Source organism: Variovorax saccharolyticus, assembly GCF_030316765.1.
In the GTDB taxonomy this organism is placed as follows: Bacteria; Pseudomonadota; Gammaproteobacteria; order Burkholderiales; family Burkholderiaceae_C; genus Variovorax; species Variovorax saccharolyticus.
The window spans coordinates 897,986-915,053 of the sequence record NZ_JASZYT010000001.1 but is presented as its reverse complement, the minus strand read 5'-3'; the positions used below and the strand labels follow the sequence as shown (position 1 = coordinate 915,053).

The window sequence follows — 17,068 nt, the reverse complement described above, 5'->3', positions numbered from 1 at the left end:
GGCAAACCGCGCTCATTCGAGCTTGGCCCCCGAGGCCTTGACCACCACGGCCCAGCGCTTGATCTCCGCGTTCACGAAGGCGGCGTAGGCTGCGCCCGTGACGTTCGGGATCTCCGAACCGTTGCTGGACCAGATGGTCTTCAGCTCGTCGCTGGCGAGCGCCTTCTTCATGTCGTCGATGATCTTCGCCTGCACGTCCGCGGGCGTCCCCTTGGGCGCCCACAGGCCGTACCAGGTGGTCACGGTGTAGTCGGGCAGGCCGACCTCGGCGGCGCAAGGCACGTCTGGAAAGGCCGGGTTGCGCTTGCTGCCGGCGACCATCAGCGCCTTGATCCGGCCGGCCTTGATGTGCTGGGCCGAGGACCCGAGCCCATCGAACATCACGTCGACATTGCCGGCGATCAGGTCCTGCAGCGCCGGCCCCGCACCGCGATAGGGAATGTGCGTGATATAGGTACCGGTCTGGATCTTGAACAACTCGCCCGCCAGGTGATGCGAGGTGCCGGCGCCGGCCGACGCGTAGTTGAGCTTGCCCGGGTTCTGCTTGACGTTGGCGACGAAGGCCTTCAGCGTGGTGTCGCTCACCCGCTTCGGATTCACCACCACCACCTGCGGCACGTTGGCCAACAGCAGCAGCGGCACGAAATCCTTCTCGATGTCGTAGTCGAGCTTGGGATAGACCGACGGCGCGATCGCGTGATGCACGGCGCCCATGAAGAGCGTGTAGCCGTCCGGTGCCGCCTTGGCCGCGATGGTCGCACCCAGGGTGCCGCCGGCGCCCCCGCGGTTGTCGATCACCAGCGTTTGCCCGGTGAGCTTGGAGAACTGCGCCGACAGCGGCCGCGCGAAGGCATCGGTGCCGCCGCCGGCCGGGAACGGCACGATCATCGTCACCGGCCGGGTCGGCCAGTTCGATTGCGCGCGTGCGCCGCCCGCCACAACTGCGGCGCTCGCCGCTGCCAGGCGCAGCACGTCGCGCCGTTGAAATACTGGAATCATCGCTTGTCTCCTGTCGTTGTTTGAACTCTGTTGCGCCGCGAGCCCGCGCGCCCATGCCGGATCGGTCTTGACTCAGCTCTTCAGGAACAGGTCGTCGATGCTGCTCGAGACCGCCACCTTGCCCTGCGCGAGCAGCGTGCGGTGCTTGTCGAGCCGCTTGAGATCGTAGAGGTAGTTGACCATCAGGCCGTAGGACTGCCTGAGCCCCTTCGGCGACGGGTCGCCACCCCAGTTGAGCCGCTCCACCCGCGACCCGTTGCCCAGATGGAAACGCGCCACCGGATCGGCCGGCTTGCCATCGACCATGGCGCGCCCGAGGTATTCGGCGGCCGCGTTCATCAGCAGTTGGCGCACCGGAGACTTGGCATCGAGCGCATGAGCGTCCTCGGCGGCGGCGAGGAAGCGCTCGCCGGTCGGCGGCAGCGAGCCGACCGCGCGGCCCAGCTCCGCGGCGCGCTTCTCGTCGAGCCGCTCGACGATGCCGGTCGCATGCCTGGCCAGCCAGGCGCGGGATCCGGGAATCGGCGACAGGGTCGCGAAGGTCTTCAGGCGCGGCAGCTCTTCCTGCAAGGTCTCGACCACGCGCTTGATCAGCGAGTCGCCGAAGCTGACGCCCCGCAGACCGGTCTGCGTGTTGCTGATCGAATAGAAGATCGCGGTCGTCGCCTTGTCCGGCCGCACCAGCGCGGCGGCCTCGTCGAGCAGCGGAACGATGCCCTCGCTGATGCGGTCGACCAGCGCCACCTCGACGAAGATCAGCGGCGTGTTGGGCAGCCGCGGATGGAAGAAACCATAGCAGCGGCGGTCGCTGTCGAGCCGGTTCTTGACGTCGGCCCAGCTCTTGATGTCGTGCACCGCCTCGTACTGGATCAGCTTCTCGATCAGCGAGGCCGGAGAGTCCCAGCTGATGCGCCGCAGGTCGAGGAAGGCCATGTCGAACCAGGTCGAGAACAGATGCTCGAGCTCGGCGTCGAGCGGCAGCAGACGCCGATCGCCCTTGAGGTGCGGCAACAGCTCCGCGCGCAGGTCGACCAGGAAGCGCATGCCTTCGGGATCGATCGCAAAGCGTTGCAGCAGCCGCGCGCGCGGCGAGGCCAGCGCGCGCCGCAACCCGATCTCGGCCTGCCCTTCGTCGGGCGTGCCGACCGCCGCCTCGTGCCGGTCGCGGGCGGTGCTGAGCTGTTGCACGTCGGGTGCGAAACGCTCGCTCATGAGCAGCCAGATGTCCCGCCGCTCGTCGAGTTCGCGCGCGCCGTACCACTGCACCACCGCATGGGCGCGGCGTCCGGCCTCGACCTCGCTGATCCGGGGGTCGACCACCGCCTGCAGCTCGACCAGCGCACGGCGCAAGGCCCTGGGCGCCAGCGCCTCGCCGGGCCGTCGCAGCGTGGCCTCGAGCCGCTCGGTCAGCGGCCGGGGGCCGGCACCGATCTTCTTCGTCTTGCTCGCATCGGCGGCCGACTTCTTGCCGCCGGGCGGATGGCCCGGCCGCAGCAGCGAGACGCCGCGCGTGATCCAGTCGCTCGCATTCATGTGATGAGCTTCGCTTTCTGTTGCAGCGCGACCGCCCGCAGGGCCTCGCGCTGGCGGTTCAGGTGGGTGCGCATGGCCGCCTCGGCGCCGTCGCTGTCGCGCGCCTTGAGTGCGGCGAACACCGCGAGATGCTCGGACAGGCTCTGGTCCAGCCGGCCCGGTGCATGCAGCTGCTGCTGGCGCGCCAGCTTGAGGATCTTGCGCAGATCGCCGATCACCTGCGTCAGCCAGCGATTGTCGGCCAGCATGATGATCGCCTCGTGGATCGCGAAGTTGGTCGCGTAGTAGTCGTTGATGCGCCGGGCCCGAGCGTGCTTGGCGAGCCGGTCGTGCAGCGCCTCGAGCGCGTCCAGATCGGCATCGCTGGCGTTGCGCGCGGCCTCCCAGGCGCAGCGGCCCTCGAGCAGCGCGATCACCGGGAAGATCTCGTCGAGGTCGCGCTGCGTGACCTCGGCGACGAAGCAGCCACGGCGCGGCTCGTGCCGCAGCAGGCCCTCGGCGGTCAGCACCTTGAGCGCCTCGCGCAAGGGCGTGCGCGAGATCTGCAGCCGGTCGCAGACCGCGGCCTCGTCGATGAAGGCACCCGGCGCCAGCACTCCGCCGAAGATCTCTTCGCGCAGGGTGGCGGCGACTTCGTGGTGCAAGGAGTTCTGGACCAGGCGCATGCTCGGGCTGTCGTAATTACGCGTAATTATGAGAACTCGGGCGCCGGCGCGCAACGCCTCATGGCGTCGGTGGATACCCGCGCGCTCCCGGATCGCGAGCGCTCAACCGCGCACCGCCCCGGCCACCGGCGCGGGGCGCGCACTGGCATAGAGCCAGATGCCGAAGGCGATCATCGGAACGCACAGCCACTGGCCCATGCTCATGTTGAGCGCCAGCAGGCCGAGGAAGTCGTCGGGCTCGCGGAAATACTCGGCGATGAAGCGCATGGCGCCGTAGCCGATCAGGAACACGGCCGACACCCGGCGCTCGAGGCGGTCCTTGCGCGCGTAGAGCCACAGCAGCGCGAACAGCAGCAGGCCCTCCAGCAGGAACTGGTAGACCTGCGACGGATGGCGCGGCAGCATCGAGCCGCTCTGCGGGAACACCATGCCCCAGGGCAGCTCCGGGCTGCTGAAGCGGCCCCACAGTTCGCCGTTGATGAAGTTGCCCACCCTCCCGGCAGCCAGACCGGTCGGCACGCAGGGCGCGACGAAATCCATCACCTGCCAGAACGGCCGCGCGCGCGAGCGCGAGAACCACACCATCGACGCGATCACGCCGAGCAGCCCGCCGTGGAAGCTCATGCCGCCCTGCCAGACGAAGAAGATCTCGAGCGGGTTGGCCAGGTAGTAGCCCGGCTTGTAGAACAGGCAGTAGCCGAGCCGGCCGCCGACGATCACGCCCATCACGCCGAGGAAGAGGATGTCCTCGACGTCCTTGCGAGTCCAGGCGCCGGGGCCGGTGATCGAGCGGAAGGGTTCGTGCCGGAGCCGGCGGGTGCCGAGAAAATAGAACAGCGCGAAGGCCGCCAGGTAGGTCAGGCCATACCAGTGGATGGCGATCGGTCCGAGCTGCAGCGCGACGGGGTTGATCTGCGGGTACATGAGCATGGGGCGATTGTGCCGCCCCGCGCGGAGCCCTCAATGCGAACGCTTCTGATACACAGACCCATGCAGACCGCGTGCGCATGGGAATCGGTCGACAGCGGCAGATTCGGCGCCGATACTAGCGGGCTACCAGAACAAGAAAACACTGCAATGCAGGGAAACCCCCAAGTCATCGATTACTTCAAGCAACTGGTCCGCGGCGAACTCGCCGCCCGCGACCAGTACTTCATCCATTCCCGCATCTACGAAGACCAGGGCTTCGTGAGGCTCTACACCCGCCTCGACCACGAGATGCAGGAGGAAACCCAGCACGCCGACGCGCTGATCCGCCGCATCCTGCTGCTCGGCGGCCTGCCCGACATGCGTCCGAAGGAATTCACGCCCGGCCTGACCGTGCCCGAGATGCTGCAGAAAGACCTGGACACCGAATACGAAGTGCGCGAGGCGCTCAAGCAGGGCATGGCGCTGTGCGAAAGCGTCGGCGACTACGTCAGCCGCGACCTGCTGCTCGCCCAGCTCAAAGACACCGAGGAAGACCACGCCTACTGGCTCGAGAAGCAGCTCGGCCTGATCGACAAGGTCGGACTCGAGAACTACCTCCAGACGCAGTCGCAAGCCTGAGGGCGCTCAGCCGCCCTCCTCCATCCGCTCGCGCACGAAGGCGACGAAACGGTCCAGCGCCGGGTGCGCGTCGCCTTCCAGCCACACCAGGCTGGTCTCGCACAGCGGAACCGCCGGCTGTTTCCTGCCGCGCGCGCCGGCCCTGTCGGGCGTGCGGTAGACCACCCCGGTGCGGCGAAACTGCATCACGCTCTCGGGTACCCAGGCGAGGCCCAGGCCGGCCGACACCAGGTTGACGATGGTCTGCATCTGGATCGCTTCCTGCGCCACCACCGGCAGCCGGCCGGCCGCGTGGTAGAGCCCGAAGACCGCGTCATGCAGCGAGGGCGCGATGCGGCGCGGGAAGATCACCAGCGGCTCGCCCAGCACCGCCTCCCACGGCAACTGCGGCGCCGCGGCCAGCGGATGGTGCTCGGGCAGCGCCAGCACCAGCGGCTCGACAGCCACCCGCAGGTGGCTGAGCCCCGGTGGCGCGAAGCCCGGCGAATGCAGCATGAGGCCGGCATCGATGTCGCCCCGCTGCAGGTCCCGCAGTTGCACGTCGCCGGTGGCCTCGACCAGTTCGAGCACCACCTGCGGACTGTGTTCGCGAAAGGCGCGCACCCAACCCGGCAGCTGGTCGAAGCCGATGGTCGAGACGAAGGCCAGCCGGACCCGGCCGACCTCCCCGGCCGCCGCCGCCCGGGCCCGCGACGGCAAGGCCTGGGCGCGCGCCAGCAATTCGCGCACCTCCGGCAGCAGCGCCTCGCCGGCTGGCGTCAGCGCCACCCGGCGCCGCGTGCGGTCGAAAAGGAGCACCCCGAGAGTGCGCTCGAGCTGGGCGATCGCCTGGGTGACCGGCGGCTGGGTCATGTGCAGCCGCAGCGCGGCACGGCCGAAGTGCAGTTCCTCGGCAACGGCCACGAACTGGCGCCAGGCGCGCAAGTCGATTGCTGCTTCTTTCATATGCCAAGCATATCAATAGCACCGACAAATAGGATTGGAAGCAATCAATCAATCGTCCGATACTTGGCACCCCCCGATCACGAACGCGAGAACCACGATGGACACGAAACCGATCCAGATCAACCGCCGCAGCGCCAACATCGTCGAAGGCAAGAGCCGGGCGCCGAACCGCTCGATGTTCTACGCCATGGGCTACCAGGAAGGCGACTTCAAGAAGCCGATGGTCGGCGTCGCCAACGGCCACAGCACCATCACGCCCTGCAACTCGGGCCTGCAGAAGCTGGCCGATGCCGCCATCGAAGGCATCGAGGAAGCCGGCGGCAACGCGCAGGTCTTCGGCACGCCCACCATTTCCGATGGCATGGCGATGGGCACCGAAGGCATGAAGTACTCGCTGGTCAGCCGCGAAGTGATTTCCGACTGCATCGAGACCTGCGTCGGCGGCCAGTGGATGGACGGCGTGCTGGTGGTCGGCGGCTGCGACAAGAACATGCCCGGCGGCCTGATGGGCATGCTGCGCGCCAACGTGCCGGCGATCTATGTCTATGGCGGCACCATCCTGCCGGGCCGGTACAAGGGCCAGGACCTCAACATCGTGAGCGTGTTCGAGGCGGTCGGCCAGAACGCCGCCGGCAACCTGAGCGACGAGGACCTGCGCGAGATCGAGATGCGCGCGATCCCCGGCACCGGCTCCTGCGGCGGCATGTACACGGCCAACACCATGAGCTCGGCCTTCGAGGCGCTGGGCATCTCGCTGCCCTACTCGTCGACCATGGCCAATCCGCACGACGAGAAGGCCAACTCGGCCAAGGAGTCGGCCAAGGTGCTGATCGAGGCGATCAAGAAGGACATCAAGCCGCGCGACATCGTGACCAAGAAGGCGATCGAGAACGCGGTGGCCGTCATCATGGCCACCGGCGGCTCGACCAACGCGGTGCTGCATTTCCTGGCGATCGCCCACGCGGCCGGCGTCGACTGGTCGATCGACGACTTCGAGCGCATGCGCAAGAAGGTGCCGGTGCTGTGCGACCTGAAGCCCAGCGGCAAGTACCTGGCGGTCGACCTGCACCAGGCCGGCGGCATCCCGCAAGTGATGAAGGTGCTGCTCAACGCCGGCCTGCTGCACGGCGACTGCCTCACGATCAGCGGCCAGACCATCGCCGAAGTGCTGAAAGATGTGCCCGACCAGCCGCGCGCCGACCAGGACGTGATCCGCCCGATCGGCAACCCGATGTACGCCGAGGGCCACCTCGCGATCCTCAAGGGCAACCTGTCGCCCGAAGGCGCGGTGGCCAAGATCACCGGCCTCAAGAACCCGGTCATCACCGGCCCGGCGCGCGTCTTCGACGACGAGCAGTCGGCGCTGCAGGCGATCCTCGACGGCAAGATCAAGGCCGGCGACGTGATGGTGCTGCGCTACCTGGGTCCCAAGGGCGGTCCGGGCATGCCCGAGATGCTGGCGCCCACGGGCGCGCTGATCGGTGCCGGCCTGGGCGAAAGCGTCGGCCTCATCACCGACGGCCGCTTCTCGGGCGGCACCTGGGGCATGGTGGTCGGCCACGTGGCGCCCGAGGCGGCGGCCGGCGGCACCATCGCCTTCGTCAACGAAGGCGACTCGATCACCATCGACGCCCATGAACTGAAGCTCGAACTCAACGTGCCGGAAGCCGAGATCGCCAAGCGGCGCGAAGGCTGGAAGGCACCGGCGCCACGCTACACGCGCGGCGTGCAGGCGAAGTTCGCCTTCAATGCCTCGAGCGCCAGCTCCGGCGCGGTGCTCGACAAGTATTGAGCTCGCCCCCAGGTTGGGCTCACTTCGTGTAGCCCGCCCACCCCCTGCCGGGGGCAACACCAGCGGCCCGGCGAAGCCGGTTCCGCGGTGTTTCTGGTGAAGAGCGCGTTGGAGGCGCCCGGCTGCTCAGCGCCGCTTGCGATTGGAGCGGCTGGTGAGCATGCCCAGGTTGCTGCGCTGGCGGTCGATGCGGTCTTGCCGGCGCTGGTTCTCTTTTTCGACCACCTTGCGCTTGGTGTAGCCCGAGGCGTCGGCCCAGGACCACCAGGCGACCGCGAGCGCGAAGGGAATCAGCACGATCCACCAGCTCAGGGTGGCGACGAAGCCGATCTCGAAATATTTGAGAGCCACACCGAGCAGGCCCAGCATCAGAAACCACATCGCGAACTTCTCCGTTGAGTCAGAAGCGCGTCGGGCGAAGCGGTCCACCGCCCTGCCTACAATCGCGTTGGATCGACTTTAACGCACCCACGCACCCGCAACCCCATGAAAAAAGCGCTCTCGCTCGTCGCAGCCAGCTTTGTCTGCGCCGCGCCCGCCATGGCCGACCTGGCCCTGGCAACCTCGAAGAACTGCATGAGCTGCCACGCCGTCGATCGCAAGGTGCTCGGGCCGTCCTTCAAGGACATCGCGGCGAAGTACAAGGACACCAAGGGCGCCGCCGACATGCTGGCGACCAAGATCATGAAGGGCGGCGCGGGCGTCTGGGGCCCGGTGCCGATGCCGGCTAACAACCAGGTCAGCGAGGCGGATGCGAAAAAGCTCGCGGCCTGGGTGCTGTCGGCCAAGTAGCGCGGTGGCCGCTGCGGATCAGACCGCCGGCGGCATGCCGACCGCCGCCGGCACCGCCGGCCGGCGATCGAAGCGGTCCTCGAGCTGGCCGATGTGGGCCGCGATCGTGTTGTCGGTCTGGTCGGCGCGCGAGCGCGCGGCGGCCTCGAGTTGCTCGATGCGCGCCAGCAGCGCCGCGTGGCGCTCGGCGTTGCGCGCCATGTGGGCGTTCTCCTGGGTCTCGAGAAAATTGCGCAGCTCGGTGAAGCGCGAGGCCTCGGCCTTGTCGGCGAGGTCGCGCTGGGCCTGCATTTCCTTGGTGTGACGGCGCGTCTCGAGCAGGATCGAACTCTGCAGGTAGACCACGTAGGCGACGAAGAAGATGCCCAGCAGCGCGGTCAGCCCGAGCATGATCAGCCCGAAGGGCGCGGTCACCTGCATGAACCCCACCGACATCAGCGTCGGCGAGACCAGCAGGCTCCAGTTCAAGGCGGCCAATGCCGCGATCAGCAGCACCACCACCAGCAGCACAGCGGTTCTCAATCCCATTTTTCTTTTCCCTGAAGTTGACCGGATTGCCGCTGCGCGACCGACAGATGACGCTCAATAGGCCTGGCCCAGCTGTTCCAGAATGGCCGGGTTCTCGAGCGTCGAAGTGTCCTGGGTGATCGCCTCGCCCTTGGCAAGGCTGCGCAGCAGGCGTCGCATGATCTTACCGCTGCGCGTCTTCGGAAGATTCTCTCCAAAGCGGATGTCTTTCGGTTTCGCGATCGGGCCGATCTCCTTGGCGACCCAGTTGCGCAGCTCGGTCGCGAGCTTGCGCGCTTCCTCGTCGCTGGCCGGGCGGCCTCGCTTCAGGACCACGAAGGCGCAGACCGCCTCGCCGGTCACGTCATCGGGCCGGCCGACCACGGCGGCTTCGGCCACCAGGTCGGTCTTGGCGACCAGCGCGGACTCGATCTCCATCGTGCCGAGCCGGTGGCCGGAGACATTCAGCACGTCGTCGATGCGGCCCGTGATGCGGAAGTAGCCGCGGTCGGCGCTGCGCACCGCGCCGTCGCCCGCGAGGTAGATCGTCCCGCCCATCTCCTCGGGGAAATAGCTCTTCTTGAAGCGCTCGGGGTCGTTCCAGATGGTGCGGATCATCGAGGGCCAGGGCCGCTTGATGACCAGCATGCCGCCGGCGCCGTTCGGGATGTCCTTGCCGGTCTCGTCGACGATCGCGGCCATGATGCCCGGCAGCGGCAGCGTGCACGACCCCGGCACCAGCGGCGTCGCCCCCGGCAGCGGCGTGATCACGTGACCGCCGGTCTCGGTCTGCCAGAAGGTGTCGACGATCGGGCATTTCTCGGCGCCGATGTTCCGGTGGTACCACATCCAGGCCTCCGGATTGATCGGCTCGCCCACGGTGCCGAGGATGCGCAGCGACGACAGGTCCCAGTTCTTCGGGTGCACCTTCTCGTCGCTGTCGGCGGCCTTGATCAGCGAGCGGATCGCGGTCGGCGCGGTGTAGAAGATCGAGACCTTGTGCTTCTCGACCATCTGCCAGAAGCGGCCCGCATGCGGGAAGGTCGGGATGCCCTCGAACACCACCTGGGTCGCGCCGGCGGCCAGCGGGCCGTAGGCCACATAGGTGTGGCCGGTGATCCAGCCGATGTCGGCGGTGCACCAGAAGACGTCTTCGGGACGGATGTCGAAGGTCCAGTCCATCGTGAGCTTGGCCCACAGCAGGTAGCCGCCGGTGGCATGCTGCACGCCCTTGGGCTTGCCGGTGGAGCCGGAGGTATAGAGGATGAACAGCGGATGCTCGGCCCCCACCGGCACCGGCGGACAGTCGCTGGACTGCCCGGCCAGCGCGTCGGCGAAGCTCTTGTCGCGCCCGGTCACCATGTTGCAGGCGGTGGCGGTGCGCTGGTAGACCAGCACGCTCGTGATCGATTCGCAGCCGCCCAGCGCGATGCCGTCGTCGACGATCGCCTTCAGCGGCAGTTCCTTGCCGCCGCGCAGCTGGTAGTTGGCAGTGATCACCGCCACCGCGCCGGCGTCGATGATGCGCTCCTGCAGCGCCTTGGCCGAGAAGCCGCCGAAGACCACGCTGTGGGTGGCGCCGATGCGGGCACAGGCCTGCATCGCGATCACGCCCTCGATGGTCATCGGCATGTAGATGATGACCCGGTCGCCCTTGCGGATGCCCTCGGCCTTGAGCGCATTGGCGAACTGCGAGACCCGCGCCAGCAATTCCTTGTAAGTCACCCGGGTCACGGTGCCGTCGTCGGCCTCGAAGACGATCGCGGTCTTGTTCTCGACCGGCGTGCCGATGTGCTTGTCCAGGCAGTTGGCCGAGGCATTGAGCTCGCCGTCCTCGAACCACTTGTAGAAAGGTGCGTTCGACTCGTCGAGCGTGCGCGTGAAGGGCTTGGTCCACACCACGTTGGCCTTCGCCTGGCGGGTCCAGAAGCCGTCGAAATCGTCCGCCGCCTCCTTGCAGAGGGCGTCGTAGGCCGCCATGCCGGAGATTCGCGCGCCCTGGGTGGCGCGCGCGTCGGGCGGGAAGACACGGTTTTCGACCAGGACGGATTCGATCGTCGATGCGCTGCTCATTCTTGTCTCCTGTAGCTGACTGGATGTCCGGCGGTACTTTCGGGTTTCCCACTTACGGCCGACTGACGGGACATGTTAGCCCCCCGGAATGGGCACCCCGCGGCGTGCGGCAGCCCCTAGAATCGCCCGTTTACAGTTGTTGGCAAATCCCGCCGAAACCTTTCGATGTCAAACGACGACCCCATCACCACTCTGCGCACCGGCAAGGTCTCGCCGCTGCGCCCGCTTCCCAACCTGATCTTCGCCAGTCGCTGGCTGCAGCTGCCGCTGTATCTGGGCCTGATCGTGGCCCAGGCCGTGTACGTGGTGCATTTCCTGGTCGAGCTCACGCACCTGGTCGAGGCCGCCTTCGGCAGCAAGGATGCGCTGGAGTCGCTGATCACGAGCATCGGCTACAAGACCGCGGCGCCGGTCACCACGCTCAACGAGACCGTGATCATGCTGGTGGTGCTGGCGCTGATCGACGTCGTGATGATCTCCAACCTGCTGATCATGGTGATCGTCGGCGGCTACGAGACCTTCGTGAGCCGCATGAATCTCGAGGGCCATCGCGACCAGCCCGAATGGCTGAGCCACGTCAACGCCTCGGTGCTGAAGGTCAAGCTGGCGACCGCCATCATCGGCATCAGCTCGATCCACCTGCTCAAGACCTTCATCAACGCGGACAACTACACCGACCGCGTGCTGATCGCCCAGACCGCGATCCACATCACCTTCCTGCTGTCGGCGATGGCGATCGCCTACACCGACAAGCTGATGTATCGGGCGCCGGGCGACGCGCACTGACGCGCGCCGCCGACCGGGGGGCTAGCGCCCCGTCATGTTTTCCGGCACCACCCACGCATCGAACTGCTCGGCCGTGAGGTGCCCCGAGGCGATCGCCGCCTCGCGCAGGCTGCTGCCTTCCTTGTGCGCCTTCTTGGCGATGAAGGCCGCCTTGTCATAGCCGATGTGCGTGTTCAGGGCGGTGACCAGCATCAGCGAGCGCTGCACCAGTTCGGTGATGCGTTCGCGGTTCGGCTCGATGCCCGCGGCGCAATGGTCGTTGAAGCTCACCATGCCGTCGGCCAGCAGGCGCACGCTCTGCAGGAAGTTGTGGGCCACCATCGGGCGGAACACGTTGAGCTCGAAATTGCCCGAGGCGCCGCCGATGTTGATCGCGACATCGTTGCCGAACACCTGCGCCGCGAGCATCGTCACCGCCTCGCTCTGGGTCGGATTGACCTTGCCCGGCATGATCGATGAACCCGGCTCGTTCTCGGGAATGCTCAGCTCGCCGATGCCGCTGCGCGGCCCGCTGGCAAGCCAGCGCACGTCGTTGGCGATCTTCGTCATGCTGGCGGCCAGCGTCTTGAGCGCGCCGTGCGCATGCACCAGCGCATCCACCGAGGCCATCGCCTCGAACTTGTTCGGCGCCGTGACGAAAGGCAGGCCGGTCAGCTTCGCGATCTCGGCCGCGACCTGCTCCGCGTAGCCCTTGGGCGCATTGAGGCCGGTGCCGACCGCGGTGCCGCCGAGCGCCAGTTCGCACAGGTGCGGCAGGGCCGCGCGCACGTGCGCCTCGCCATGCGCGAGTTGCGCGACGTAGCCCGAGAACTCCTGGCCCAGCGTCAGCGGCGTGGCGTCCTGGAGATGGGTACGGCCGATCTTGACGATGTCGGCGAAATCCTTCGACTTCTGGTCGAGCGTGCGGCGCAGCCTGTCGATCGCCGGCAGCAGCCGGTGCGTGATGGCCTCGACCGCCGCCACGTGCATCGCGGTCGGGAACACGTCGTTCGACGACTGGCTGCGGTTGACGTCGTCGTTCGGGTGCACCAGCCGCCCTTCCCCGCGCTCGCCGCCGAGCAGTTCGCTCGCACGGTTGGCCAGCACCTCGTTGACGTTCATGTTGGTCTGGGTGCCCGAGCCGGTCTGCCAGACCACCAGCGGGAACTCGTCCGGGTGCCGGTCGGCGATCACCTCGTCCGCGGCGGCGACGATGGCGCCTGTCTTTTGCTCTTCCTGCAGGCCCAGCGCATGGTTCACCACCGCCGACGCCCGCTTCACCTGCGCCAGGGCCTTGATGATCTCGCGCGGCTGCCGTTCGCCGGAGATGTCGAAGTTCTGCAGCGAGCGCTGGGTTTGCGCGCCCCACAGCTTGTCGGCGGGCACCTCGATCGGGCCGAAAGTGTCGCGTTCGACACGGGTCTTGGGGGATGTGGTCATGGAGAAGCTCACTTTCTGGAGGAAGGGCCGGCCGCGGCCGGGCGCAATGCGAAGTATCGGCGCAAACGAGAATGGCTCGCATTGGATGGGTGACTCGACTTGACTCCCATCATGTCGAAAAGTTATAATCACAACCCCTTAGACGATCAACAAGTCATGTTGATCGCCCTGCACTACTCGCGGATCTCCGAATCCCGTCGCGGTGCAGGTTTCTCCGCCGGGCCCCGCCCGGCAGATCGGCCGGTTTTCCGGCCCCATTGCCACGTCACGCTCATCCAGGCGGCGCCCCTCGACCAGGCCCCGGCGTTCTGCGAATGAAGCATCCGGCGGGCACTGGCTGCGTCGCCTCGTCGTCTTCAGTGCCTGTCGGCAGCCCTCGAGGCTCGCCGGGCCATTGCGCGTCGCACGCGTTCCCCCGACAGCCTCGCCGGCCGATGGCGTGGCCGCCTTCGCCCTCCGGGCGGCGGCGCCGTCTCTGTGTTCAACCTGCATCAAGGAGCCCCGCACATGGCCAAAGGCATTCTCATCGACCACGTGTTCAAGGTCTTCGGCGACGAGCCGGAACAAGCCCTCGAACTCGTCCGTCAAGGCTTTTCCAAGAACGAGATCCTGGCGCGCACCGGTCAGTCGATCGGCGTGTTCGACGCCAGCTTCGAGATCCTGGCGGGCGAGATCTTCGTCATCATGGGCCTCTCGGGCTCGGGCAAGTCGACGCTGGTGCGCTTGCTCAACCGCCTCATCGAGCCGACCGCCGGCCGCATCGTGATCGACGGTGCCGACATCAACGAGCACTCGGACGCCAAGCTGCGCGCCCTGCGCCGCAAGGACATCAGCATGGTGTTCCAGTCCTTCGCGCTGATGCCCCACATGACGGTGCGCGAGAACACCGCCTTCGGCCTGGAACTGGCCGGCGCCGGCAAGAAGCAGCGCCTCGAGCAGGCCGACCAGGCGCTCGCGCAGGTGGGCCTGGCGGGCTGGGGCGACAGCTACCCCGACGAACTGTCGGGCGGCATGCAGCAGCGCGTCGGGCTGGCGCGCGCGCTGGCCTCCGACCCGTCGATCCTGCTGATGGACGAGGCCTTCTCGGCGCTCGACCCGATCATCCGCACCGAGATGCAGTCGGAGCTGCTGAGGCTGCAGCAGGCCCAGCGCCGCACCATCGTGTTCATCTCGCACGACCTCGACGAGGCGATGCGCATCGGCGACCGCATCGCGATCATGAAGGACGGCCAGGTGATCCAGGTCGGCACGCCCGACGAGATCCTGCGCAGCCCCGCCGACGACTACGTGCGCAGCTTCGTGCGCGGCGTGGATGCCGCGGCGGTCTTCAAGGCCGCGGACATCGCCCGCAAGTCGCTCACCGTGGTGTCCGAGCACGGCGACCGCGGCGCCCGCGCCGCGCTCAAGATGCTCGAGGACCAGGACCGCGACTTCGCCTACGTCGTGAGCCCTGCCAGGCGCTACCTGGGGACGGTCTCGGCCGATACGCTGCGCATCGCGCTCGACGGGCATGCGGGCCCGCTGGGCCTGCAGCGCGCCTTCCTGGAAGCGCTGCCGCCGATCGCCGCGGATGCGCCCGTGGCCGGCCTCTTCGGCCAGGTCGCGCAGGCGCCGTGCGCCGTGCCGGTGGTCGCCGGCGACGGCCGCTTCTGCGGTGCGATCAGCAAGACCACGCTGCTGAAGTTCCTCGACCGCGACACGCCGCCGATCGAGGCCGGCGCACCCGCCCTCGAAACGGCCGCCGCCCCCTGAACCCGATGGAGACACTGATGAACGACACCGCACTGCCGCCCGAATTCACCCCGCTGAACGACGCCACGATCCCGCTGCCGGCGCCGGCGCCCAGCGACGACCCGTGGGCCGCCCTGTCGATGGCACCCGACGCCTCCGCCACCAGCGCCTGGCTCGACGCGCCGCTGGCCGCGCCCTCGCCGCTGACCGGGTCCAGCGACGCCACCGCGGCCGGACTCCAGCTGCAACGCCTCTGGGACGGCTCCCTGCCGATCGAGTCGTGGATCAACCAGGGACTCGGCTGGGTGGTCGAGCACTTCCGCCCCTTCTTCCAGACCGTGCGGCTGCCGATCGACGCCACGCTGACCCGCATCGAGGGCCTGCTCAACGGCCTTCCCGCGCTGGCCATGATCGCGCTGATCGGCCTGCTGGCCTGGCAGTTCGCCGGCCGCAAGCTGGCCATCGGCACGGCCGTGTCGCTGCTGCTGGTGGCCCTGCTGGGCATCTGGCCGGAAGCGATGGTCACGCTGTCGCTGGTGCTGACCTCGCTGGTCTTCTGCATGGTGCTCGGCCTGCCGCTCGGCGTGCTGCTGGCCGGCAGCGACCGGGCCCAGCGTCTCATGCGCCCGGTGCTCGACGCGATGCAGACCACGCCGGCCTTCGTCTACTTGGTGCCGGTGGTGATGCTGTTCGGCATCGGCAACGTGCCGGGCGTGATCGTGACCATCGTCTTCGCCCTGGCACCGCTGGTGCGCCTGACCAACCTCGGGCTGCGCCAGGTCCGGCCCGACCTGATCGAGGCGGCCCGCGCCTACGGCGCATCGCCCTGGCAAATGCTCGTGAAGGTGAAGCTGCCGCTGGCCATGCCGTCGATCATGGCGGGCATCAACCAGGCGCTGATGCTGTCGCTGTCGATGGTGGTGATCGCCTCGATGATCGCGGTCGGAGGCCTGGGCCAGATGGTGCTGCGCGGCATCGGCCGGCTGGACATGGGCCTGGCGACCGTCGGCGGCCTGGGCATCGTGCTGCTGGCGATCTCGCTCGACCGCCTGACGCAGGCCATGGGCCGTTCGCGCCGCGGCGCCGGGCGGCGCTGGTGGCACACCGGGCCGGCCGGCCTCGCCTTGCGCGGGCTGCATCGCCTGGTGCGTGCGCCGCACGGCGAAAACGAAGCCCTGCCCGCCCTGTCCGCGCGAGCGCAGTGAACCACCCCGTCATCGACTTCGAAGGAATCCAACGAATGATTGCAAAGACACTGGCACGCGGCTTCCTGGCCACCAGCCTGCTTGCGCTCGGCCTCGGCCTGGGCATGGCCGCCGAGGCCCGCGCGGATCGACTGCCGGGCGAAGGCATCACGGTGCAGCCGCTCAAGAGTTCACTCGCCGAGGAGGCGTTCCAGACGCTGCTGGTGTCCAGGGCGCTCGAGAAGCTCGGCTATGACGTGCGGCCCATGAAGGACCTCGAACCCGCCACCGAGCACCTCGCGATCGCCAACGGCGACGCGACCTTCATGGCCAGCCACTGGAGCCTGCTGCACGCCGACTTCTACCGCAACAGCGGCGGCGACGCGAAGCTCTGGCGCCGCGGCACCTACTCGGACGGCGCGGTCCAGGGCTATCTGATCGACCGGAAGACGGCCGAGCAATACAACATCACGCACATCGACCAGCTCAAGGATCCCGAGATCGCGAAACTGTTCGACACCGATGGCGACGGCAAGGCCGACCTGACCGGCTGCAACCCGGGCTGGGGCTGCGAACTGGCGATCGAGAAGCACCTGACGGCCTACCAGCTGCGCGACCGCGTGACCCACCGGCAGGGCAGCTATGCGGCGCTGATGGCCGACACCATCGCCCGCTTCAAGCAGGGCCGGCCGATCCTGTACTACACCTGGACGCCCTACTGGGTCAGCGCGGTGCTGCGGCCGGGCACCGACGTGGTCTGGCTGCAGGTGCCGTTCTCGGCATCGCAAGGCGACGACGCCGACACCCGGCTTGCCAACGGCAGAAACTACGGCTTTCAGGCCAACCAGGAGCAGATCGTCGCGAACAAGGACTTCATCCTGAAGAATCCGGCTGCCGGCAGGTTGTTCGAGATCATGAAGCTGCCGATCTCGGACATCAACGCACAGAACCTGCGCATGAGCCAGGGGGCCAATTCGCAGCGCGATGTCGAGCGTCACGTCGACGGCTGGATCCGGGAGCACCAGGAACTCTTCGACGGCTGGATCCGGCAGGCGCGGGTGCCGGGCTGAGATAATCGGGGGCGCGTCCCCCAC

The 17,068-nt window shown here is 67.8% G+C and carries 16 protein-coding genes; 7 read left to right on the top strand and 9 right to left on the bottom strand.

Annotation, left to right across the window (positions count from 1 at the left end):
• Window positions 1-12: 12 nt before the first annotated feature.
• The 4 genes from QTI45_RS04520 to lgt form a co-directional block, all read right to left on the bottom strand.
• Complete coding sequence (locus QTI45_RS04520) at window positions 13-999, bottom strand: Bug family tripartite tricarboxylate transporter substrate binding protein (protein WP_286653622.1); 987 nt, start codon at window positions 997-999, stop codon at window positions 13-15.
• Window positions 1,000-1,071: 72 nt separating this feature from the next.
• Window positions 1,072-2,532, bottom strand: coding sequence for a malonyl-CoA decarboxylase (locus QTI45_RS04515; protein ID WP_286653621.1), 1,461 nt, complete (start codon window positions 2,530-2,532; stop codon window positions 1,072-1,074).
• Complete coding sequence (locus QTI45_RS04510) at window positions 2,529-3,197, bottom strand: GntR family transcriptional regulator (RefSeq protein WP_286653620.1); 669 nt, start codon at window positions 3,195-3,197, stop codon at window positions 2,529-2,531. Before QTI45_RS04510 ends, QTI45_RS04515 begins: the two co-directional genes overlap by 4 nt.
• Window positions 3,198-3,299: 102 nt before the next feature.
• Entirely contained in the window at window positions 3,300-4,127 is an 828-nt protein-coding gene (gene lgt, locus QTI45_RS04505; RefSeq protein ID WP_286653619.1) for a prolipoprotein diacylglyceryl transferase, read from the bottom strand.
• A 147-nt stretch (window positions 4,128-4,274) separates the two neighbouring features.
• On the opposite strand from lgt, the gene bfr reads away from it, so the two are divergent.
• Window positions 4,275-4,745 (top strand): bacterioferritin, encoded by a 471-nt coding sequence (bfr, locus tag QTI45_RS04500; protein ID WP_286367552.1) that lies wholly within the window; start codon window positions 4,275-4,277, stop codon window positions 4,743-4,745.
• A 6-nt stretch (window positions 4,746-4,751) separates the two neighbouring features.
• Here bfr and QTI45_RS04495 read toward each other — a convergent pair whose 3' ends face one another.
• A complete protein-coding gene (locus tag QTI45_RS04495; RefSeq protein WP_286653618.1) occupies window positions 4,752-5,690 on the bottom strand; it encodes a LysR family transcriptional regulator in 939 nt (312 codons plus the stop codon).
• Window positions 5,691-5,787: 97 nt separating this feature from the next.
• Between QTI45_RS04495 and ilvD the strand changes: the two genes are divergently transcribed.
• A complete protein-coding gene (ilvD, locus tag QTI45_RS04490) occupies window positions 5,788-7,482 on the top strand; it encodes a dihydroxy-acid dehydratase (RefSeq protein ID WP_286367550.1) in 1,695 nt (564 codons plus the stop codon).
• Window positions 7,483-7,608: 126 nt separating this feature from the next.
• On the opposite strand, the gene QTI45_RS04485 is transcribed toward ilvD, so the two are convergent.
• Entirely contained in the window at window positions 7,609-7,863 is a 255-nt protein-coding gene (locus QTI45_RS04485; RefSeq protein WP_286653617.1) for a TIGR04438 family Trp-rich protein, read from the bottom strand.
• Between the two features lie 105 nt (window positions 7,864-7,968).
• Between QTI45_RS04485 and QTI45_RS04480 the strand changes: the two genes are divergently transcribed.
• Complete coding sequence (locus QTI45_RS04480) at window positions 7,969-8,274, top strand: c-type cytochrome (RefSeq protein WP_286653616.1); 306 nt, start codon at window positions 7,969-7,971, stop codon at window positions 8,272-8,274.
• Between the two features lie 18 nt (window positions 8,275-8,292).
• Here QTI45_RS04480 and QTI45_RS04475 read toward each other — a convergent pair whose 3' ends face one another.
• A complete protein-coding gene (locus QTI45_RS04475) occupies window positions 8,293-8,802 on the bottom strand; it encodes a LapA family protein (RefSeq protein ID WP_286367547.1) in 510 nt (169 codons plus the stop codon).
• Window positions 8,803-8,856: 54 nt separating this feature from the next.
• Window positions 8,857-10,854, bottom strand: coding sequence for an acetate--CoA ligase (acs, locus tag QTI45_RS04470; protein ID WP_286653615.1), 1,998 nt, complete (start codon window positions 10,852-10,854; stop codon window positions 8,857-8,859).
• Between the two features lie 165 nt (window positions 10,855-11,019).
• Here acs and QTI45_RS04465 point away from each other — a divergent pair, with 165 nt between their 5' ends.
• Window positions 11,020-11,640: a YqhA family protein gene (locus QTI45_RS04465; RefSeq protein ID WP_286367545.1), complete on the top strand. Its 621-nt coding sequence runs from the start codon at window positions 11,020-11,022 to the stop codon at window positions 11,638-11,640.
• 21 nt (window positions 11,641-11,661) lie between these two features.
• Here the strand turns inward: QTI45_RS04465 and fumC are convergent, their stop codons facing one another.
• Complete coding sequence (fumC, locus tag QTI45_RS04460; RefSeq protein ID WP_286653614.1) at window positions 11,662-13,059, bottom strand: class II fumarate hydratase; 1,398 nt, start codon at window positions 13,057-13,059, stop codon at window positions 11,662-11,664.
• A gap of 507 nt (window positions 13,060-13,566) precedes the next feature.
• Here fumC and proV point away from each other — a divergent pair.
• The 3 genes from proV to proX are packed head-to-tail and all read left to right on the top strand — an operon-like array spanning window position 13,567 to window position 17,044.
• Window positions 13,567-14,811 carry a glycine betaine/L-proline ABC transporter ATP-binding protein ProV gene (proV, locus tag QTI45_RS04455; RefSeq protein WP_286653613.1) on the top strand — a complete coding sequence of 415 codons (1,245 nt, stop codon included), beginning with the start codon at window positions 13,567-13,569 and terminating at the stop codon, window positions 14,809-14,811.
• 17 nt (window positions 14,812-14,828) lie between these two features.
• Window positions 14,829-15,995 carry a glycine betaine/L-proline ABC transporter permease ProW gene (gene proW, locus QTI45_RS04450; protein WP_286653612.1) on the top strand — a complete coding sequence of 389 codons (1,167 nt, stop codon included), beginning with the start codon at window positions 14,829-14,831 and terminating at the stop codon, window positions 15,993-15,995.
• Window positions 15,996-16,030: 35 nt separating this feature from the next.
• Complete coding sequence (gene proX, locus QTI45_RS04445; RefSeq protein WP_286367541.1) at window positions 16,031-17,044, top strand: glycine betaine/L-proline ABC transporter substrate-binding protein ProX; 1,014 nt, start codon at window positions 16,031-16,033, stop codon at window positions 17,042-17,044.
• Window positions 17,045-17,068 lie beyond the last annotated feature (24 nt).